Genomic DNA, 19598 nt, shown 5'->3' with positions numbered 1-19598 from the left:
TGTGATAAAGTAATACTCACAGCTACGGGGTAGCGCAAAGGATAGATCAATAGTTATCTGCCGAATATAGAATTTTTACTGCCATTATTATCCCGAAATGGCCTAGATATTAGCCCGGAAAGATCATCCTATGTCCTTACCACATATTGCAATGGCCCTTGTTATCAGTGCGATATGGGGGTTCTCATTCGTTGCGTCCAAGGTCGGACTTGATCATTTTCCACCGCTCTTTTTTACGGCGCTGCGATTTTTGCTGGTGGCGATTTTGTTGTCGCCTTTCCTGAGAATCATCAAGGGCCGGATGAAGCCGATTTTCTGGATTGCCATTACTGTTGGCGTTTTTCACTTTACCTTTCTGTATCTTGGTATTTTTGCTGCTGGCGGTGTCACGGCGGTTGCTATTACAAGTCAGCTCATTGCGCCATTTTCTGTGATCCTGGCAGTCATCCTGCTCAAGGAAACAATCGGCTGGCGACGTATATTGGGTATTATTATGGCGTTTGGCGGGGTCATGGTTCTCGGCTTTGATCCCGTGATTTTCAATCAGCTTGAAGGAGTTATCCTGGTTGCGATTGCGGCGCTATTCATGTCGGTCGGCCTCATTTTGATGCGACAAATCCAGAATGTCCGAACAATGTCAATGCAGGCCTGGATCGGTGCGATTTCAGCCTTGCCGCTTATGCTCCTTTCCTTCTCGGTGGAGTCCGGTCAGGTGGAGTCTGTCATGTCGATGGGGTGGGAAGCGTTAGGGGCGCTCGCCTTCGTCGTTATCGTTACAACAATTATTGCGCATGGCGGCTGGTATTACCTTATTCAGCGTTATCCAATTGCGGTGCTGACGCCCTTTGGTTTGCTGGCGCCGATTTTTGGCGTTGCCTTTGGCGTCATGCTGTTCTCAGAGCCGATTACCCTGCGGTTTGTGTTGGGCGGAGTTCTGACCCTTGCGGGAGTGGCGATAATCAACCTGAGAACAGCAAAGAAATCGCCCGGTCTTGCGAATGAACCAGAGGTTTAGCGGCTCTCGTCCAAGGAGGTTTTCAGCCGATCGAGAAACCCGAAGAAGTCCTTTTTCTCCCACTCGCGCCAGCCTTCAAAGGTGTCTGCAAAAGCAATTTCCAGGCGTTCTTTCGCCTTGGCATGTGCTTGAGTGCCGGACTTGGTAATATAAAGGATCTTCGAGCGACCATCCGCCGGGTTATCTTCTGCGCGAAGAAACCCCTTTTTAAGCATCTTCGCGACGGTTTTTGTTATGCCCGGTTGCGGTTGTTGCAAGGCCCAGGCGATCCCTGAGACGGTCCTGCCCTCATCGGGCTGATGAGTGAAATGGTTGAGAAGAATGAATTGTGGGGGAGGGACGTCAGTTCCATCGAGTAGTTGCCGCATTTTCGTATCTGTCAACTGGCTGATGATTCCGATCCAGTTAACGATGCGAAAATCCGAAGAGGGAAGCTCCATCTTCCGGTCATACTTCTCATTTTCTTTGGTTGCGCTCATGTGATTACTATATCAGTCATTTCGCGGCGTGGGGAGGGGAAACGTTATTTTGCAATTCTTATTTACTTAGAGTTTGAATGTTACCCGATGGCCTGCAAAGAAAGCATACAGGATTTCGATGTTAATTTTTTGGACCAACGACATGCGGGGCCAAAAAAGCAAAAGTCTTCAACTTCCGGAATTGAATTTCTCAAAAAATAGAATGGGTATATAACTTTCCTGATCATTTTGGTTGGATGAAACATCGCTGCCACCCCGCATTTTAAGCGAGCATATAGTTTATGGTAGTTGCTGACTATTCAAAGCGATCCGCGTATTCTCGTATGTCGCTCTATTATATCGCTTTTTTCTCGGTTTACGGAATTGCGATCCCGCTCTGGCCGAGGTGGCTGGAACACCATATTTCGATTGAATATGTTGGCGTCGTCATGGGGGCTGCCTATTGGGCCAAGCTGGTGTTTGTGCCCATGACCTCTTGGATCGCCGATGTGACGGGTAACCGAAAAAGCATCCTGATTGCCCTGGCTTTGTTTGTTGTCGCGGCCTTGATTGTACTCCCTCACATGGAAGGGTGGGTGCTCTATGCGCTGATCTGGGGGGCGGCGGGGGCGGCCCTTTCCTCCGCAGTGCCGCTTTCCGATGGCCTGACATTGCGTGCGCAGCAAACCATTGGCATAGATTTCGGAAAAGCCCGGCTTTGGGGATCCTTGAGCTTTATTGTTTTTTCTCTGCTCGTGGGCGCAACGGCCGACTGGTATGGGATCGATGCCATATATGTGGCGATGCTGCTGACAGCGGCGTTTCTGCTTTTGGTCTCTCTCTTCCTGCCGGGAATACGGACGGAGCCAGATAAAGGAAAGGCGCCATTTTTCAAGCCGCTCGCGCTGCCGAATTTCCCGCTCTTCGTGGTAACGGTTTCCCTGCTTTTATCCACCCATGCCGGTCTGTATGGTTTCAGTGCAATCCATTGGGCCAATATTGGCTATACAAATGCGGAGATCACCCTTTTCTGGGTGATCGGTGTTGTGGCGGAAATCGGGATGTTCGCGATATCAGGTTGGCTCATTGGCCGCTTCGGTGCGACGCCGATGATAGCGGTTGCGGCGCTCGGTGGCATGGTTCGCTGGCTGTTACTTGCGTTCGCATCTTCCCCCCTCATCATAGGCCTTGCCCAGACACTGCATGCCCTGACATTCGCGCTTCTGTATATGGCGTTCATCGGATATATCGGAAAGCGCGTGCCCCCGGCGATATCGGCATCTGCACAAGGTCTTTATGACAGTCTGGCGATGGGTGTTTTCTTCGGCATCTTCACCATTGCAGCCGGGTGGCTGCATCAACTGGACGGATCCTACAATTTCTTGTTTATGTCTTCCTTGTCCGCAATCGGGTTGGTACTGGCCCTGATCTTGTGGCGGCGAGTATGGCGCTTTGACCGTTTGCAGACGACTCAAGAAGGCTAAAGCGAGTTCAGAAAAGCCAGCAGTTGGCCCCGTTCTGAAGCCATCAGATTTCTGTAGGATTCCTTCGCCTTTTCCGCTTCCCCGCCGTGCCAGAGGATCGCCTCCTCGATTGAGCGGGCACGGCCATCATGGAGAAACCTTGTATGCTTGTTGACGGCTTCGACCAGGCCAATTCCCCATAGCGGTGCAGTCCGCCATTCTCTTCCGGTTGCTTCATAATCTGGCCGGCCATCCGCCAACTCGTCGCCCATGTCATGGAGCAGGAGATCTGTGAAGGGGTGGATCGTCTGATTTGCGAGGATAGAAAGCGTCGGGTGGTTGCCGGTAACAAAAGTCGGGATATGACAGGCGGCACAGCCAATATCGCGAAACAAGGCCTCACCAGCCAAGACATCCGGATCTTCCGCATGCCGGCGGGCTGGGACCGCAAGCGTCTGGGTATAGAGCGTCATCTTGTCCAGAAATTCGTCGCTAAGTTCAGGAGAGTCGCCAAGGGAGGCCTGACGGCAGGCGTTCTGCTTTTCCGGGCAGTTCTGGTCCGGAAACAGGTTCGTTGTAATGCCAATATCTCCGGCTGCTGCTGCGGCGTTCTGGTGGAGGAGAGATGCCGCGTTTGACTTCCAGCCAAACCGTCCGGTGCGCAGCGCTTTTTCCCCTTGATCCCATACATGATTGATCCGGCCGGAAATGCCGTCGCCGTCCGCATCCTCCGGATCCGCGAGCGCCTCCAAATCCTCTTCAGAAATTGCCTCAAGTAGACCGAGACCAAAAACTGCAGGCGCTACACGGGGGGAATACATGATTTCGGGCTCCAAAGAGCCAAAAGCGAGGTCCGCGAAATGATAATCAGGCTGGAATAGAGAATAGGGGGTGCCGTCGGCGAACTGGCCGCGGATTTCGGTATGTTCAATGATAACCCGGCCTTCTGCGGGAATAGTGGTGATTGCCCGATCATTCAGTTGGTCGCCGTAGGCGGGATGTGGATTCGGGCCGCCATGTTCATTTTCTCCCGGAATGCTCAACCGGACAAGCATGGACAGAAACTCGCCGCCTTTTTCCGTTGGCGGCTGGCCACGCCCATCCCGTAAATGGCATCCTGAGCAGGAAACCCTGTTGAAGGTGGGACCAAGCCCATCCAGTGACTTGACCGAGGCGGGGGCAATGACCCAATTCGTGTTAAAAAGCTTGTTGCCGAAGAAAAAAATCCGCAATTGGTCGCGGTTGATGTTCGCCGCAGGCAGCGAAAATGAATTTTTACCCCGGGTCGGCTGCGTCGTGTCGCCGCCCGGGGATGCTGAGATTGGAGCTTTGGTGTCGTAGCCGGCATTGCCGCCAGTTGCCAACAGGACAAACGGAAATATCAGCGCTGCGGCGATCCAAAGCTTCTGTTTCATGGAGATATCCGTTCCTTTTAGCCACCGGTCGGCACAATGACTTTAACGCCAAGGAGCTTGCCGATGTCCTTAATCACATCCGACTGTGCCTGCAACGCGGTAATCACGGCCTCTGCTTCCGCGCGAGCCTGGCTTCCTGGTGTCGACACGAGAATAGAATCGAACGGATAGTTGAGGGAGGAGATAGCGGCATCCGCCTGGTTTAGAGCGGCAATCATGCGATCATTCAGATCCGGCGCGAGGTCACCAATGAGATCATTCAGGCCAGCACCATTGACGTTACCATAGCTGCCGAAATAAACATTCCGGATGCCGCGCTGATCAAAGATAATGTCATTGAGTGTGTTGTCGGAGAAGCAGGATTGTTCATCCTCCTGATCGCCGCTATCCAGGCTGGTGGCAATGCGTTCCAGCGCAAGCTCAAACTCGCTCAGTGTTGCAAGTGAGGTCAGTATCCGGCCAAGTGCTTCGCGATCAGAATAACTTTTGAATTTAGCCGCATAGCTGTCTGGATCGCTCGCGTTCCAGGCGGTTGCCAGCCAATCCAGATCGGCGACAAGCATCTCGGTAATCGTCTGCAGATACAGCCTCCGTCGATCATTATTGTCCTTCCCGGGAACAAAGTCGGTATAGGGACGGTCGCCCGGGGAAGTAGGGTTCATGTCCTGTCCCCAGAGGAGAAATTCGATCGCATGAAAGCCCGTTGTGACGTCGGCCTCATCTTCCACCTGGTCATTTTCACGAATGGAGGTTGCAGTGATCTCGATCGAGGTGTCATTAATGATCCCGGCTTTCGGGTTTCCCTCAACATAGTCGATAAAGCCCTCGTTTAACGGCCAGGCATTGAGCCTTCCCTCCGGCCCTTCCTCTCCGGTCTTTTCATCTACAAAATCTATGGGACCCTCATAAAATCTGAACGCTTCAGTTTGCAGATAACTTGTCCGGGCGTTCAGCCACGCATTCCGGGCTGCGTTGAGTGTGTTTTCAGATGGCTTGTCCAACAGATTCCCGATGGCAGCCTGCAGGTCTTTTGCATCCAGTAGTGACTGCTTGTAGTTTTCTGCGACCAGCGCCGCATAGTTTGCAATCACCGGATAAGCATCATAGTCGGGAATGTAACCCGCAGCGTCTTTATCAAGGGCGTAGCTTGAAATATTCCGGATTGGATCGGATTGTGATGCATAGGATGCAGAGGCAAGCGCCAGTGCGATGCAGGAAATACCGGCATAAAGGTAAGCTTTTTTCATCGGATTCCTCATGTTTAAAATTCAATTGCGTATGAAAGGAGAAGGCCGAGACCTTCAGAATCGACATTGCTTTCCTCGGCGCCGCGCCAGGCGGCGGCCACACCTAGCCCCATGTCAAACTCATACCCCAAGGTGAGATCGACGACGTAGTCATCGGTTGTGACACCGGAAACTTTGGTGTCGCGAAGCTGATAGGTGCTGGAGGCAACCCAATTCTCATAGTTAAACGCCAGACCGGCGGTGAAGTAGTTCGCGGTGTCATCGTTGATACCGCCGTAATTGTCGAAATAGACATATTCAGCCATGGGGGAGAGGGTCACGTTCTCTCCGACATTAAAGGCGTATTCGCCACCGACGGCATAGCCTAACTGCCGGTCGTTGCCGTCTTCGCCTGCGCCAAGCGAGGAGAAGCCGAGATGATAGCGAAACCCTGCAAGTTGCTGAAAATTACCATCAAGGGCGACGGCGAAGGACGAGAAATCTTCCGTGTTCGCTACGCCGCCATCTGAAAGGCGAAGCGGCCCTCGTTTTGTGCCAACGGAATTGCTCAGGAAGCTTGTGTCCTGGAAAAAGGTGCTGGCTGATATCGTATGCTCACCTAAAGCATCAAAAGAAAATCCGCCACCAAAGCCGATCATCTCCGCCAGTTCATAGTCCTCGTTGAGGTTGGTGCCAAAAATTCCGGGTGCGATATCCCACGCGATACCGAAGTTAGGCGTAAACTTACCGGCATAGGCGGAGAGGGTCTCACCGTCATAATTAGCGGTAATAATATTGAGGTAACCACCCAGATCCTCGAAGGCCCGATCACTCGTGGCGTCTTTGACCGGCTCGAGCGTGGCTTCAAAATTGAGGGAGAACACTTCGGAAAGAGCGACATTCGTCCCGAGGACAACCGTGGGATAGAGGTCATTAATCTCCGTACTCGGGTCCTCCGATTGGTATGTCCAATCATTCTCGATCTCAACGGAAAGCTCCCCGGTTATTTGAGGATAGCTTGCTTCCTCGGCGGACGCAGAGATGGCAACAAGAGATAATGGAAGGGCGGCCGTAAACGCTAGAAGATATCCCGCCGATCCCGAACGGAAACTTATCATGGAAACTTTCTTTCTGATACTAAGTTTGATTTTCATTCTTAATAATGAACTAATAGTAAAAATGAAAATCATTCGCAATAGCAAACTTGGAAAAGTTCGAATTTCGGTTTGGATTGGGAACAAGCAGGCTAATACTGTTGTATCTCGGTCTACAATGGCGTGAGTGAGGACACAAAAGCGGTGTTTAAGCTATTCAGGAAACGGGGCCTGTGTTACCTGTTTGCCAGTTTAAACAAGGTGATGTCGGACAATAGATTGAGCAAAGCAACCCCCGAAATGCCAGATAAGTCCGCAACTGTGGCTCTGTATGGCCGATTATTGCGTGATTATGTCTCTCATTATAAAGGCCGCCTGTTTCTTGCAATTTTCTTTATGATTGTGAGCGCACTGACATCTACGGCAACGGCTTTTGTCATGAAACCCATCGTTGATGAGGTGTTTTTCGAGAAAAATCCCGAGTTCGTTATCTATACCACTCTTGCAGTGGTCGGTATTTTCGCGGCCCGCGGGTTCGCGACATATGGCCAGACTATCGTCATGGATTGGGTCGGGACCCGAATTGTTTCCGATATCCAAAAGGGGCTGTTTAAAAAGCTCGTATTTGCGGATCTGGCATGGTTTCACGAGAATGCCTCGGGAAATCTGATTTCCCGCTTTGTCTTCGATACAAATTACCTGAAAACGGTCGCCACCCAAACCCTGGTCGTCTTGACCAAAGACAGCCTGACGGCAGTATTCCTGATCGCCTCGCTGTTTTACTATGACTGGAAAATGGCCCTGGTCACGCTCATCGCGCTGCCCCCCGGGGCATTGGCAATCCGTCAACTCGGGAAACGTTCCCGCAAGGCGTCCAACAAAGTGCTCGAGCAGACTGCGGATTTCAGCTCCTTCCTGGAAGAAAATTTTCAGGGAATTCGTGTGGTTAAGGCCTATGACCGTGAAAAGCAGGCCGTCCAGCAAGGTGATGAGGTCATTGAAGATCGCTTCAAGATCCAGTTCAAGGCACTGAGAATTGAAGCATCGAGTGGGCCAATTGTCGAGACACTAGCGGGCTTGTTGATTGCGGGCGTCATTTTTTACGGTGCCAGCAATGTCATCGAAGGCCATACCACGCCCGGTACGTTTTTCGCCTTTATCACGGCGATCATGCTGACCTATCAACCTATCAAGAGTGTCGCGAAGCTTTTCCCGCGAATGCAGACTGGCCTTGCGGCGGCGCATCGAATCTTCTTACTTCTGGATATCGATCACAAGGTCGTGGATAAACCGTCCGCTGTGCCACTGGAATTTCATCGCGGTGATATAGAGTTCCGCAACGTTAAATTCTCCTACCACGAGGACGAAATCGTCCTGAGGGACATTTCACTGAAACTGGAGTCCGGGAAACGGGTGGCGCTGGTTGGCCCCTCTGGCGGCGGCAAGTCGACAATACTAAATCTAATTCCGCGATTTTACGATGTGAACGAGGGCGATATTCTGGTCGATGGTCAAAATGTCCGTGATGTTACCTTGGCATCGCTACGGCAGAAAATAGCGCTGGTCAGTCAGGACGTGTTTCTGTTCGACGATACGATCAAGGCGAATATTGCATATGGCCGGGACGACGCGACAGATGCTGAGATAATTGAGGCTGCGAAGGCCGCTGCTGTTCATGATTTCGTATCAGCGTTGCCGAAGGGGTACGATACGCTCGTGGGGAGCCATGGCGTTCGTCTTTCCGGCGGCCAGAAGCAGCGCATTTCCATTGCGCGGGCTATGTTGAAAGATGCGCCGATCCTGCTGCTGGATGAGGCAACCTCGGCTCTTGATACCGAGTCAGAGCGGAAAATCCAGAGAGCCCTTACACATCTGATGAAAGGGCGAACCTCGCTTGTGATTGCACACCGCCTGTCGACCATTCTTGATGCCGACACGATAAATGTCGTGGTGGATGGAGAGATTGTGGAAAGTGGCCCCCATGACCAGCTCTTGAAGGAAGAGGGGGTTTATGCCGATCTTTATAACCACCAGTTCTCGTTCGATAGTGGGGTTACGTCCATCCGCGAGATTAAGTCCTAGAGGACTGTCGGCGGCTACTTGCTGATCCTGCGATAGAATGCGTCAATTTCTTCAAGCACATATTCAAAGGGAAGGGGTTCTTCCTGGATGGCGTCCGACGTTTCCGCCGGTCGGGTGATCGGCGTACCGGGCGGCGTACTTTTCAGGCATAAGGATTTCTCGCCCCACGGTCCATAAACGGCAGGTTTTCCGATACCAAAGAGGGCAACGGTCGGAATCCCGACCGCGATCGCCGTATGCATCAGTCCGGAGTCGTTCCCGACAAAGAGCGTACATTGTGACAGGACCGCTGCGGCTTCCATCGGTGTGGTCTTGCCGACAAGATCGATTACCTGATCAACAGGCAGGGCTTCCACAACCGGCATCGCTTGAGCCTCTTCCCCCGGCGCACCAAAAACTGCAACGCGTGCACCTTCAAGTATACCGCCTTTTGCCGTCAGTTCTTTTGCAAGCCGGAGATAGTTCTCAAAATGCCACTGTTTCTGATAGAAATTGGCCGTTGGGGCGAGCGCCAGAATCTGCTCCTGTGCCTCCGACGGGCCGAGCCATTTCCGTGTCGCATCGCGCTCTTCCTGGGTGGGGGAAATCCGGGACGGCAACGGCCTGTCATGCCCGATCAACTGGGCATTGGCGATAACTTTGTGGAGATCATCCTGGCCGCCGCGCCAAATATGCCGGTGCCGGGCAGGCAGAAATCCCAGCAGTGATCCCCGAAAATCGACTATGCGATGCCAGAATACAGGCCCCAATGCAATTGCGACCTCCGGCCAATGCAAGCTAAAGCGGCGCTTCTTTACGCTAATGACGCGGTCAACGCCGGGAATGGCTTCGAAAATGCTTTTCGGGATCTCACCACATATTACTGTAATGGGGATATCCGGTTCTGTCTCAAGGAGATAGTGAAGGACACCCGTTGTTAAGACAGCGTCTCCCAGCCGATTTGAGGCGACGAATAAAGTGCGCTTCATAAAAAAACCTTTGAACGTATTCTTTAGTATCGGCTACATATACGATAATTACCGCCACCTCCATCATTATCGGGCCTGAACAGGGTGGAGATAGGTATTAAAACAGATTTATAGATGTCTGGGGCGAGCGCAGGCAAAAAATTATTGGGAGTGAAGCATTGGCAAATTCTTTTGCAAAGAGCGATAGGTCATTAAACTACGGAAAATACCTTGTACTGGCTGTAATGACAGTGTTGCTTGTCTTCAGTGCTTCCTTGGTTCGCGCGGACGAACATCAACTGATGATTAACGGCAAGATCACTTCACAAAACGGTGCGATTTATTTCAGCCCGGGTGATATGGCTGCCTCATCACCGATCGAAGTCGTAACAAACAGTCCCTGGACAACAGGAAAGACACGATTTCGAGGGGTTCTCCTGCGTGATATTCTGGACAAGGTAGAGGCGGACGGCTCCGTTCTTAAAGCCACGGCGGCTGATGGCTTTACAGTGGATATCCCTATTTCCGATGCCGAAGAGTACAAAGTTATCATTGCGTACAAAATGGATGGGGAATGGCTCGAAGAAGGGGTTTATGCGCCTTTCTGGATCATCTATCCCTACGACACGGATAAAAACCTTGCCCAGGAAAAATATTATGGCAGGTCGATCTGGCAGCTAACCAAAATAACCGTGGAGTAGGGAGATTCAGTCTTCTGGGTCGCCTGATGAAATGGCGGATGAATATGTGATCCGGGAATGGTGGTTGGTCCGCCATGCGCCGGTGGACGCCGGAATAATTTATGGCCATCTCGATCTGGAGGCCAATTTTTCTGACACGGGCCGACTGGATGAATTGGCGCATCTGCTTCCTAAGGAAAGCACGGTCATTTCAAGCGATCTGAGACGCTGCCGGGAAACCGCGCGGCATATTCTCCAACGTCAGAAGAGGCCGGGGTTTCCTCTTTATGAAAGTGCGGCCCTTCGGGAGCAGTGCTTTGGGCAGTGGGAGGGGAAAACCTACCAGGAAGTGGAGGCGACCGACCCGAGGTGTTATAGCGCTTTCTTTAAGAACCCGGCGATGTGCAAACCAGAAGGGGGTGAAAGTTTCCTGGATATCATTCCGCGGGTGCAGGGCGAAATTGATCGTCTCCAACAGTCCGAGAACGGCCGACATCTCCTGCTCATCACCCATGCGGGGGTTATTCGGGCAATCGTAGGGCTGTCCCTCGGATTGTCGCCCGAAAAAATGCTTTCCCTCGCGATAGATCCCCTTTCGGTTACCCATCTGACGTCCTTCCGGCGCGGGGCGGAAACGAGCTGGCGTGTGAATTTCGTAAATGACCTGAGCCGGGGAAGTATAACGTAAAGTCAGTCGGGCTTTTCTGCGCTAACTCCAGCGTCGGCGAAGCTTGCCATGCCAGTATGGGTCGCGACGGCGCCTTTGACGATAGCGAGCGCAAGCGCCGCGCCGGACCCTTCCCCCAAGCGCATGCCAAGCGATAGAAGCGGCTCCTTATTCATCGCCTGGAGCAGCTTTTTATGACCCGGTTCTGCTGAAACATGACCGGCATAGCAATGATCGAGCGCCTGTTCATTGGCTTTAAATAGGACGGCCGCCGCTGCCGTCGCAACAAACCCATCGAGGAGGACAGGGATATGTTTCTGTCTCGCCGACAGGATGGCGCCGGCCATGGCGGCGATTTCACGCCCGCCAAGGCATTGAAGTATTCTTAGCGGATCATCAAGGACAGACTCGTGGCGTGAAAGTCCGGCATCAATAACCGCGGCCTTCCTGTTGATGCCTTCAGCAGAGACGCCGGTACCGGGACCGGCCCAGTCCGCGCCAGTCCCTCCCATTAGGGCAGCCGAAAGCGCTGCGGCGACGGTCGTATTCCCGATCCCCATTTCCCCGACAACAAGGATGTCCGTACCCTTGTCAATTGAGTTCCATCCCGCCGACAAAGCCTCTGCGCATTCCGCTTCACTCATGGCGGGCGCTTGCGTGAAATCCGCGGTCGGATTTTCGAGCTCGAGCGCCTGAACCGAGAAGCTTGCACCGAAGGCGAGCGCGAGTTGATTGATCGCCGCACCGCCATGCTCGAAATTAGCAACCATTTGAACCGTTACTTCCTGCGGAAAGGCAGAAATTCCCTGGTCGCAGACCCCGTGATTTCCTGCAAATACGACGATCTGGGGACGATCGCAACTCGGTGGATGCTTGCCTTGCCAGCCAGAAAGCCATGTGGCGAGCGTTTCCAGTTCACCAAGCGAACCAGCAGGTTTTGTTAGAACTGCATCGCGGGCGATCGCGGCCTTGGCGGTGGTTTGGTTCATTGTCGTAAGGCTGGAGAGTTCCTTATGGAATTCGCTAAGAGATGGCGCCATTATTAATCTAAACCTGTATTTGAGACGGAGGAATTTGAGTTCGGGTCATTCTAGGGAAGATCTAACTGAAAGCAATCCACGCAGCGACATAAAATTAGATTAAAGCAGGCTGATTTTTCACTAGCCCCTTGTCTTCCGTGATTGTAGCTCTTAAGTATTTGGAACGACTATTCCAAAATAACTAAACCGTAAGAATCTAATCGCGAAAGGATCGATTATAATGACAAGCCATAAACTCACAGCAGGACAGAAATTTCCCAAAATCGAGGTGCCTCTCGTATCCGGTGGAACGACGGTAATTGGGGAGGAAAATTCTGAGGCGGAGAATTGGCGGCTTGTTGTCATATACCGGGGAAAACATTGTCCGATTTGCATGCGCTATTTAACCCAACTCGAAAGCCTTAAAGGGGAGTTTGAGGCGGCAGGGCTGGATGTAATTGCAATATCAGGGGACGGATATGAAAAAGCGGCCGCCGTTGCAAAAGACAATGCGCTCAGCTTTCCTGTCGGTTATGACTTGTCGATCGCACAAATGGAGGAGCTTGGGCTTTATGTTTCCGATCCGCGCTCGCCCAAAGAAACAGACCAGCCGTTCCCGGAACCAGGCCTCTTTGTCATTCGGCCAGACAATGTTATCCAGATTATTGATATCTCAAATGCCCCGTTTGCTCGACCTGAACTCGCTGGCATCTTGCGAGGCGTGAAGTTCATCCGGGAGAATGATTACCCGGTTCGTGGAACCCATGCCGCATAGGGCATAGGACCGCCTGCTGTCTCGACGCAATTCGTATTTCCCGGCCTGAGATGCTGCGCGCCTTCGTGACCGCATTGACGCAAATCAATGCGGTCATCCCGCGCAGAGGGTATTCATGTAAAAATTGGCGAATTCCTTGTCGTAATCGCATCGAGAATAAGTTCTGAGCATACAGGGAATGAATTGTTGCCCCTCGACAAGGGTAGAGGTGACCCGAATGCATGATGTAAAAACCTCGGATAATATAAAGACACAGTCGTACAAAGCCGTTGAGTGCAAGGTCAAATGGTTTAATATGACAAAAGGGTTTGGTTTTGTTTCGCCGCTAAACGGAACTGACGACGCATTTGTACATATTTCCGTGCTGACGCCGCACAGCTTGCAAGGATTGCCCGAGGGCGCGTCTATTGTCTGTGATCTGGAGGCGGGAGAACGCGGACTGCAGGTTACGACTATAATAGAGTTAGGCCCGGCGCCGATTCTGGAAACCCCGCATAGCCCCTCTGATTTCGTTGTGGGATCTGTCAAGTTTTTCAATAGCCATAAAGGATTTGGGTTCGTTACTCCGGAGGATGAGGGTCCTGACATATTCGTGCATATGAAAGCCCTCGAAAAGTCAGGTCTTGGGGCTCTTCAGCAGGGCCAGCGCGTTCGATTGAAGGTTTTGGACAATGAAAAAGGCCCCACAGCGGAAGGGGTGCAGATTCTAACGACTTGATCGCCGGGCACTGTCTAAGTTTCAATTTTATCTCTTTTAAAACAATTGCCAAATGTGGCAATTAAGTGCACTCTTGCCTGTAAATTGGTAGGGTTATACACCTGTACAAAAATAACAAGAACGATCAGGAAGGAGTGACATGTCAAATATTTTATCAGGAATTCGGGTGCTGGATTTTGGCCGCTATATCGCGGGTCCATATTGCGCGACGGTATTATCGGACTTTGGTGCGGAGGTTATCCGGATTGAAAAGCTGGCCGGCAGTGAAGACCGTTATGTAACACCACTTACAGAAGATCAGACGGGCGATGGCGGCCTTTTCATGCAAATGGGGCAGAATAAAAAAGGCATTACGCTAAATCCGATGAAGCCTGAAGGGCGTGAGGTGGTTAAGCGGCTGGTCAAGACCGCCGATGTGGTTGTTGCCAACCTGCCCATCGAAACACTTGAGGCTATGGGGCTTGACTATGAAAGCCTTAAAGCCGTTAAGGAAGATATTATCCTGACGCATGGTTCCGCGTTTGGTGATGTGGGCCCGTATAAAAACCGCGTAGGTTTCGATGGTCTCGGTCAGGCGATGTCGGGCGCGATGTATATGTCCGGCAGTGAGGGTGAACCAAGGAAGCTGTATGGCCCCTATGTCGATTTTACGACGGCTCTGATGGGCGCGATCGGAACCATGGCGGCGCTTCGTCATCGCGATATGACAGGGGAAGGGCAGGTCGTCAATACGTCACTCTTCGGTTCTTCCGTGCTCATAACCAGTGTTACCCTGATGGAGCAAGCGATGCTTCAACTGAACCGGGTTGGAACCGGGAACCGTGCCCAGGGCGCGGGGCCAAACGACACCTTCAAGACAAAAGACGGATGGGTTCTGGTGCAATCCCTCGGTTGGCCGTTGTTTGAGCGATGGACAAAGCTCATCGGCGAAGATCATTGGCTTAGCGATCCTCGCTTCAAGACGGACCAGAGCCGTGGCGATCACAATGAAATTATTTCGGAACGCATGGCAAAATGGTGCGCGGAGAGAACCACGAAAGAGGCCCTGGCAGAGATGGATGCAGTGCGCCTTCCGTGTGGCCCCGTCATGTCCCCTCAGGACGTGCTGGACGATCCCCATCTCAAGGCTATGGGCCAGTTGACGGAAATCGAGTATCCAGGATTTGATAAAAAGATCCCGGTTTCTGAACTTCCGATCAAGATGTCGAAAACCGACACCAAGCTAAAACGCCGGGCACCGACATTGGGTGAACATACGGACGAAATCATGGAAAGCCTTGGCTATTCGAGCGATGAAATTGCTGATTTACGGTCTAATCGGATAATCTAGCTTCCAAATGCGGCCTGCCGCTGCGCAAGCGGCGGCAGCCAATGATCGAGGAAATTGTCGAGCCAGTTGCGCATCTCGGCATCATAAATTCGGCGGCCTTCAAGCTGGGTCTCCCGTGACTGCGCGCCGGGATCGCTCAGCATGTGCGACGCCTTCGTCACCCATCGGCGGTTCATAGCTTCAGTCACTTCCGGGTGAAACTGAATGCCATAGGCATTCTTGCCAACCTGGAAAGCCTGATTTGGGAAGAATTCTCCGCAAGCAAGCAAAGTGGCGCCAGCCGGAACATCAAACCCCTCCCGGTGCCATTGATAGGCCATCATCGGCTTTTCGAAAAGAGTACTGCCGTCTTCGGTTGGTGTAAGCCGGTAATAGCCGACCTCACGCAAGCCCTTCTCATGTTCCGCGACGCGCGCACCCAATGCCCGGGCCATTATCTGGGCGCCAAGACAAATTCCAAGATAGGGGGTTTCACTCTTGAGCAGGACGTCGATCAACTTGGTTTCCTCGCGGATAAACTCTTCATGATCGTCATTGGCGCTCATCGGGCCGCCAAAAATTACGGCGGCGGCGTGATCGTCCATTGTCTTTGGCAAGGGCTGGCCGATCGCCGGAATTCGCATGTCGAGTTCAAATCCGCGGGTGCGAATGGCTTCCCCGACTCGGCCGGGATCAGAGGTTGCCTGGTGAAGAACAAGAAGGACTTTTTGCGACATTATTGGAACAAAACCCTGACTAAAATGAAAACCGGCCTCGTTTATAGTTTAGCTTTCCTTTAGGTCGACACAAGACCATATCCCCTTATTATCAGAAAAAGATTGGCAATTGGTTACTAACGAGGGGGCCATGGTTCATAGCAAAGTAGCGCCAAGATATCTGGCGGTTTTAACATTCCTGTTGGCCGTAACTGCAGTTGTGCCAGGGGTGCAGGCACAGGATACCGATGAAGTGGGGGCAATGATCACCATCCGGGCCGAGGATTTACCTAAACCCTATGAGACACCGGTTGAGGCGCTCAGTCCGCGACGGGTAAGTACAAACAAGAAAGGTGAACTCAACCTGCCGCCCGGGTTCAAGGTCAATCCGTTTCGGAGAGGACTGTCACATGCGAGATGGCTTTATGCGTTGGACAATGGCGATGTGCTGCTGGCCGAACCGCGTGACGGCAAGATCACGATCTTGCGGGACGCAGACGCCGATGGCCGCGCAGAGATCGGGAAAACGCTCGTTGATGACCTGGAAACACCACATGGCATGGCGGTTATCGGGGACTGGCTTTACATCGGTGAGGAGACACAGGTTCGTCGTATCCCCTTTAAAGTTGGTGATCTCGACGTTACCGGGTCGCTGGAAGACGTTACGGAGCGCGGTTCCCTCGGCGATGGCCGCGGTCACTGGACACGCATTCTGCTGTATGACGAGAAGGATAATGCCCTCTATATTTCCGTTGGAAGTGCATCCAACATCGGCATTGAGCCAATACCGCGCGCAAGCATTCAGAAACTCTATCTTGACGACAAGCGGATAGAAACAGTGGCGACGGGCCTGAGAAATCCCGTTGGCATGGATTTTAACCCAATTACCGGCGCGCTCTATACGGTGGTGAATGAGCGTGACGGCTATGGAGACGGGCTTGTGCCCGATTATCTTACGGAAGTGAAGCAGGGCGGGTTTTACGGCTGGCCCTACGCCTATTCCGGTAACATACCCGATCCAGACTATGCTGACAGGGCCCCGGAGATGGTCGAGAAATCTATCCTGCCCGATGTCTTGTTCCAATCCCACTCCGCGCCACTTGGACTCACTTTTTATAGAGCGGAGCAGTTCCCGGCAGAATATAAAAATGACGCGTTTGTAGCCTTTCAGGGGTCTTGGAACGCGTCAGTACCAACCGGTTATAAAATTGTCAGGGTGCCATTTGAAAACGGCAGGCCTACGGGATCCTATCAGAATTTTGCCACCGGTTTTCGCATCGAAGTGGAGGATCCTGGTGCCGCCAAGGTCTGGGGGCGGCCGGTTGGTCTCGCGGTAGCAGCGGATGGTGCGCTCCTGATTGCCGACGCCGTTAGCCAGACAGTATGGCGTATCTCTTACGCACCATAATATAGCAGGGCGGAATTATTATAGACTCTGTGCGCTGTCGAGGATATATCAGTGAAGCTTTGGCGGCGGCGTAATATTTACAAAATATTTGATCCACCGATGATTTAGGGCAACCGCAACAAGAGATTATGGAATGAGTTGGACCGAAGAACGTATTGAAAAGCTGAAAAAGCTCTGGGGCTCGGGCAAAACGGCTGCTGAAATTGCTGATGAGCTTGGGGACGTGACCCGTAATGCCGTTATCGGCAAGGCAAATCGTCTTGGCCTGTCGTCCAAATCAACGCCCGCGGCGGCTAAACCGAAGAAAAAGGTCATCCCGGCGCATCGCGCCTGTCAATGGCCAATCGGTCACCCGGGAGAGGATAATTTCCATTTTTGCGGTGATGAAGCGGTGCCAAGCAAGCCCTATTGCCTGAAGCATTGCAATATGGCGTATCAGAATAAAGACAATAACTAGGCGTCCTTAAACCGCTTCGAACATTTCCAGATTGAGTTTCAACTTCTGCCCGAGCCAGAGGGCGTGATCACGATGGTCTTCAAGATCGTGGCCCGTTTCAGGATGGACCAGAATATCGAGACCCTGGCGGTTAAGCATGAGCCAAGGTACGACTTTCTCGAACTCTTCCGTCGCGAACGCTACCTGGTACATGGAAATTGGATGGGGGCCAACCGGCTTGTCATGCCAACGACCCAAGGTAACGTCAAACATCGCGCCCAACTGCTCACGAACAGCTTCGGCGGCAGGTTTTGTTTCCGGACGATAATAGATATGGGCGTGAAACCCGGTAATTTCCTGATCCATGTCCTGATGCATAACAATTTTCCTTCGAAAATTCACTGGCTTTAACCAGCCGATCCTTGTTAACATAATTACTTCACGTCCCTTTGTCATGAAAGGACAAGGCGGATGATATAAAAAACATATAAGCCGGAGGAAAACCCGTGTCCTATGAGCATATCCTTTATGATGTCGAAGATCAGATTCTGACCATTACCCTCAACCGTCCCGACAACCTGAATGCCTTCACCAGGATTATGCGCGATGAATTGATTGACGCCTTTGACAAGGCAGATAATGACGATGATGTCCGGGCAATTATCATCACGGGCGCGGGGCGGGCATTCTGCGCGGGGGCCGATCTTGGAAAAGGGACAGAAACCTTCGATTACAAAGCGCGTGGCGAGGTAAACGACGGCGAGGTGCACCGTGATGGCGGTGGGCGGGTAACACTGCGGATGTATCAATCGAAGAAGCCGATTATTGGGGCCATCAATGGTCCGGCGGTTGGCATCGGGGCAACAATGACCTTGCCCATGGACATCCGCCTGGCGTCAGAGAAAGCCCGTATCGGTTTTGTCTTTTCCCGCCGCGGCATTGTTATGGAAGCCTGCAGCAGCTGGTTCCTGCCGCGCTTGGTCGGTATTTCACAGGCCGCCGAATGGGTTTACTCGGGACGCATTTTTCCGGCTGATGAGGCGAAGGAAGGCGGCCTTGTTAAGGCGGTTTATCCGCATGATGACTTATTGCCTGCCGCACGCAGTCTCGCAAAAGAGCTTATCGCCGATTCCGCGCCCGTTTCCGTTGCGCTCTGCCGGCAGATGATGTGGCGCATGATGGGCGCAGATCATCCGATGGAGGCACATAAAGTGGACAGCCGGGGCATTCAGATGATGGGCCAGAGCCCGGATGTCGCAGAGGGTATCAACTCCTTCCTTGAAAAACGGCCGGCGAAGTTCACCATGCGTCCTTCAACCGATATGCCCGACTTCTATCCCTGGTGGGACGAACCAGAATTCAAGTAAGCATACCGCTTTATGTAATTTTTATGTAATTGCACTTTTATAGTGTATTATAAATTGAATTAAAACAATCATTGATTATATCCGGTTCTTGAACTTCCATCTTCAGGAGCCGGAGTTAATCTTATGAAAATTACATCCATACTTGTTCAAGGTGGTCTTGTCGTCGTCATAGTCGCCGCCGCCATTTTTGGCGTACGTGAGGCACAAAAGCACGTCAATTCCACAGGGCAGACCGCGCTTACGGCTGTCGGCAGCGCAGCAACGGGCGAGAAAGTGGCTTTGGACGAATTTACCGTAAACATCTTTACGGGCCAGGGAGCGATTACAGGGCTCACCGTTCCAAATTCCGATATCGGGTCGTCCCCTACAAGCTTCGTCGTGGATAACGCAAAGGTTGAGATTGTTCCCTGGAGTATTCTTTGGGGACCATTGCACATCAAATCGATCGCCATCACCAATCCGTCAATCGATCTTGAGACAACTGCGACAAGCTCTAACCTTGCCGTAATTCTTGCGGCGGCCGGCGCCTATGCACTAACAGCCGATAAGTCCGACGGGGATGACAAGAAACTCCGGGTGGATAACCTGACAATTACCGGCGCCAAATTATCCGGAAAAATCTATCCACTTTCGACGAAAATGTCTCTGACGATGCCTGATATCAAGATGGATAATATGGGAGCGGACGGCGAGGGTATGACCCAGGCGGATTTCGTACAGGCTGTCCTGACCCAGGTTGTCAATCAGGCGATGACGTCCGCTATTTCTCCTTGAATTAAGAAACCTACTTTAGTTGCAAAGAT

The 19598-nt window shown here is 52.1% G+C and carries 20 protein-coding genes; 12 read left to right on the top strand and 8 right to left on the bottom strand.

Annotation, left to right across the window (positions count from 1 at the left end):
• Positions 1-130: 130 nt before the first annotated feature.
• Positions 131-1015, top strand: a complete 885-nt coding sequence (locus J0X12_RS00745) for a DMT family transporter (protein WP_207040959.1) — start codon at positions 131-133, stop codon at positions 1013-1015.
• Here the strand turns inward: J0X12_RS00745 and J0X12_RS00740 are convergent.
• Positions 1012-1494: a MarR family winged helix-turn-helix transcriptional regulator gene (locus tag J0X12_RS00740; RefSeq protein ID WP_207040957.1), complete on the bottom strand. Its 483-nt coding sequence runs from the start codon at positions 1492-1494 to the stop codon at positions 1012-1014. The two genes, J0X12_RS00745 and J0X12_RS00740, sit on opposite strands and share 4 nt — an antisense overlap.
• Before the next feature lie 281 nt (positions 1495-1775).
• On the opposite strand from J0X12_RS00740, the gene J0X12_RS00735 reads away from it, so the two are divergent.
• Positions 1776-2957: an MFS transporter gene (locus J0X12_RS00735; protein ID WP_273543362.1), complete on the top strand. Its 1182-nt coding sequence runs from the start codon at positions 1776-1778 to the stop codon at positions 2955-2957.
• Here the strand turns inward: J0X12_RS00735 and J0X12_RS00730 are convergent.
• From J0X12_RS00730 to J0X12_RS00720, 3 genes are read right to left on the bottom strand one after another with little or no spacing between them, the layout of a single operon-like run.
• Entirely contained in the window at positions 2954-4351 is a 1398-nt protein-coding gene (locus J0X12_RS00730; protein WP_207040953.1) for a di-heme oxidoreductase family protein, read from the bottom strand. The genes J0X12_RS00735 and J0X12_RS00730 overlap by 4 nt on opposite strands.
• A gap of 17 nt (positions 4352-4368) precedes the next feature.
• Positions 4369-5598, bottom strand: coding sequence for an imelysin family protein (locus tag J0X12_RS00725; protein WP_207040950.1), 1230 nt, complete (start codon positions 5596-5598; stop codon positions 4369-4371).
• A 14-nt stretch (positions 5599-5612) separates the two neighbouring features.
• Positions 5613-6695: a hypothetical protein gene (locus tag J0X12_RS00720; protein WP_207040948.1), complete on the bottom strand. Its 1083-nt coding sequence runs from the start codon at positions 6693-6695 to the stop codon at positions 5613-5615.
• 255 nt (positions 6696-6950) lie between these two features.
• Between J0X12_RS00720 and J0X12_RS00715 the strand changes: the two genes are divergently transcribed.
• A complete protein-coding gene (locus J0X12_RS00715; protein ID WP_207040946.1) occupies positions 6951-8753 on the top strand; it encodes an ABC transporter ATP-binding protein in 1803 nt (600 codons plus the stop codon).
• A 14-nt stretch (positions 8754-8767) separates the two neighbouring features.
• Here J0X12_RS00715 and J0X12_RS00710 read toward each other — a convergent pair whose 3' ends face one another.
• Positions 8768-9721 carry a glycosyltransferase family 9 protein gene (locus tag J0X12_RS00710; protein ID WP_207040944.1) on the bottom strand — a complete coding sequence of 318 codons (954 nt, stop codon included), beginning with the start codon at positions 9719-9721 and terminating at the stop codon, positions 8768-8770.
• A 224-nt stretch (positions 9722-9945) separates the two neighbouring features.
• On the opposite strand from J0X12_RS00710, the gene J0X12_RS00705 reads away from it, so the two are divergent.
• A complete protein-coding gene (locus tag J0X12_RS00705) occupies positions 9946-10401 on the top strand; it encodes a putative pterin-binding protein (RefSeq protein WP_207040942.1) in 456 nt (151 codons plus the stop codon).
• 31 nt (positions 10402-10432) lie between these two features.
• Positions 10433-11068 carry a histidine phosphatase family protein gene (locus J0X12_RS00700; protein WP_207040939.1) on the top strand — a complete coding sequence of 212 codons (636 nt, stop codon included), beginning with the start codon at positions 10433-10435 and terminating at the stop codon, positions 11066-11068.
• A 2-nt stretch (positions 11069-11070) separates the two neighbouring features.
• Here the strand turns inward: J0X12_RS00700 and cobT are convergent, their stop codons facing one another.
• Complete coding sequence (gene cobT / locus J0X12_RS00695) at positions 11071-12087, bottom strand: nicotinate-nucleotide--dimethylbenzimidazole phosphoribosyltransferase (protein ID WP_207040937.1); 1017 nt, start codon at positions 12085-12087, stop codon at positions 11071-11073.
• 220 nt (positions 12088-12307) lie between these two features.
• Between cobT and J0X12_RS00690 the strand changes: the two genes are divergently transcribed.
• The 3 genes from J0X12_RS00690 to J0X12_RS00680 all read left to right on the top strand — a co-directional run bounded on the left by J0X12_RS00690 (position 12308) and on the right by J0X12_RS00680 (position 14889).
• Positions 12308-12841: a peroxiredoxin-like family protein gene (locus tag J0X12_RS00690; protein WP_207040935.1), complete on the top strand. Its 534-nt coding sequence runs from the start codon at positions 12308-12310 to the stop codon at positions 12839-12841.
• Positions 12842-13058: 217 nt separating this feature from the next.
• Positions 13059-13559, top strand: coding sequence for a cold-shock protein (locus J0X12_RS00685; RefSeq protein WP_207040933.1), 501 nt, complete (start codon positions 13059-13061; stop codon positions 13557-13559).
• 139 nt (positions 13560-13698) lie between these two features.
• On the top strand, positions 13699-14889 hold the full coding sequence (locus J0X12_RS00680) for a CaiB/BaiF CoA transferase family protein (RefSeq protein ID WP_207040931.1): 1191 nt from the start codon (positions 13699-13701) through the stop codon (positions 14887-14889).
• On the opposite strand, the gene J0X12_RS00675 is transcribed toward J0X12_RS00680, so the two are convergent.
• The gene (locus J0X12_RS00675; RefSeq protein WP_207040929.1) at positions 14886-15605 is read right to left on the bottom strand and encodes a glutamine amidotransferase; all 720 of its coding nucleotides are present in this window, start codon (positions 15603-15605) and stop codon (positions 14886-14888) included. The two genes, J0X12_RS00680 and J0X12_RS00675, sit on opposite strands and share 4 nt — an antisense overlap.
• A 130-nt stretch (positions 15606-15735) precedes the next feature.
• Between J0X12_RS00675 and J0X12_RS00670 the strand changes: the two genes are divergently transcribed.
• Complete coding sequence (locus tag J0X12_RS00670) at positions 15736-16992, top strand: PQQ-dependent sugar dehydrogenase (protein WP_207040927.1); 1257 nt, start codon at positions 15736-15738, stop codon at positions 16990-16992.
• Between the two features lie 133 nt (positions 16993-17125).
• The gene (locus tag J0X12_RS00665) at positions 17126-17449 is read left to right on the top strand and encodes a GcrA family cell cycle regulator (RefSeq protein ID WP_207040925.1); all 324 of its coding nucleotides are present in this window, start codon (positions 17126-17128) and stop codon (positions 17447-17449) included.
• Between the two features lie 6 nt (positions 17450-17455).
• Here J0X12_RS00665 and J0X12_RS00660 read toward each other — a convergent pair whose 3' ends face one another.
• Positions 17456-17806: a DOPA 4,5-dioxygenase family protein gene (locus tag J0X12_RS00660; RefSeq protein WP_237687923.1), complete on the bottom strand. Its 351-nt coding sequence runs from the start codon at positions 17804-17806 to the stop codon at positions 17456-17458.
• A gap of 128 nt (positions 17807-17934) precedes the next feature.
• Between J0X12_RS00660 and J0X12_RS00655 the strand changes: the two genes are divergently transcribed.
• Positions 17935-18795: a crotonase/enoyl-CoA hydratase family protein gene (locus tag J0X12_RS00655; protein WP_207040923.1), complete on the top strand. Its 861-nt coding sequence runs from the start codon at positions 17935-17937 to the stop codon at positions 18793-18795.
• A 123-nt stretch (positions 18796-18918) separates the two neighbouring features.
• Entirely contained in the window at positions 18919-19569 is a 651-nt protein-coding gene (locus J0X12_RS00650; protein ID WP_207040921.1) for an AsmA family protein, read from the top strand.
• Positions 19570-19598: the final 29 nt, after the last annotated feature.

It is taken from the genome of Sneathiella sedimenti (genome assembly GCF_017313765.1).
Classification (GTDB): Bacteria; Pseudomonadota; Alphaproteobacteria; order Sneathiellales; family Sneathiellaceae; genus Sneathiella; species Sneathiella sedimenti.
Note: the sequence above shows the minus strand (reverse complement) of the source record. Positions and strands in the feature narration are given on the sequence as shown.

Bases quoted from the DNA above. Each gene is read 5' to 3' on its own strand.
- J0X12_RS00745 (WP_207040959.1), top strand. From the start codon at position 131: ATGTCCTTACCACATATTGCAATGGCCCTTGTTATCAGTGCGATATGG.
- J0X12_RS00740 (WP_207040957.1), bottom strand. From the start codon at position 1,494: ATGAGCGCAACCAAAGAAAATGAGAAGTATGACCGGAAGATGGAGCTT.
- J0X12_RS00735 (WP_273543362.1), top strand. From the start codon at position 1,776: ATGGTAGTTGCTGACTATTCAAAGCGATCCGCGTATTCTCGTATGTCG.
- J0X12_RS00730 (WP_207040953.1), bottom strand. From the start codon at position 4,351: ATGAAACAGAAGCTTTGGATCGCCGCAGCGCTGATATTTCCGTTTGTC.
- J0X12_RS00725 (WP_207040950.1), bottom strand. From the start codon at position 5,598: ATGAAAAAAGCTTACCTTTATGCCGGTATTTCCTGCATCGCACTGGCG.
- J0X12_RS00720 (WP_207040948.1), bottom strand. From the start codon at position 6,695: ATGATAAGTTTCCGTTCGGGATCGGCGGGATATCTTCTAGCGTTTACG.
- J0X12_RS00710 (WP_207040944.1), bottom strand. From the start codon at position 9,721: ATGAAGCGCACTTTATTCGTCGCCTCAAATCGGCTGGGAGACGCTGTC.
- J0X12_RS00705 (WP_207040942.1), top strand. From the start codon at position 9,946: ATGACAGTGTTGCTTGTCTTCAGTGCTTCCTTGGTTCGCGCGGACGAA.
- J0X12_RS00700 (WP_207040939.1), top strand. From the start codon at position 10,433: ATGGCGGATGAATATGTGATCCGGGAATGGTGGTTGGTCCGCCATGCG.
- cobT (WP_207040937.1), bottom strand. From the start codon at position 12,087: ATGGCGCCATCTCTTAGCGAATTCCATAAGGAACTCTCCAGCCTTACG.
- J0X12_RS00690 (WP_207040935.1), top strand. From the start codon at position 12,308: ATGACAAGCCATAAACTCACAGCAGGACAGAAATTTCCCAAAATCGAG.
- J0X12_RS00685 (WP_207040933.1), top strand. From the start codon at position 13,059: ATGCATGATGTAAAAACCTCGGATAATATAAAGACACAGTCGTACAAA.
- J0X12_RS00680 (WP_207040931.1), top strand. From the start codon at position 13,699: ATGTCAAATATTTTATCAGGAATTCGGGTGCTGGATTTTGGCCGCTAT.
- J0X12_RS00675 (WP_207040929.1), bottom strand. From the start codon at position 15,605: ATGTCGCAAAAAGTCCTTCTTGTTCTTCACCAGGCAACCTCTGATCCC.
- J0X12_RS00670 (WP_207040927.1), top strand. From the start codon at position 15,736: ATGGTTCATAGCAAAGTAGCGCCAAGATATCTGGCGGTTTTAACATTC.
- J0X12_RS00665 (WP_207040925.1), top strand. From the start codon at position 17,126: ATGAGTTGGACCGAAGAACGTATTGAAAAGCTGAAAAAGCTCTGGGGC.
- J0X12_RS00660 (WP_237687923.1), bottom strand. From the start codon at position 17,806: ATGCATCAGGACATGGATCAGGAAATTACCGGGTTTCACGCCCATATC.
- J0X12_RS00650 (WP_207040921.1), top strand. From the start codon at position 18,919: ATGAAAATTACATCCATACTTGTTCAAGGTGGTCTTGTCGTCGTCATA.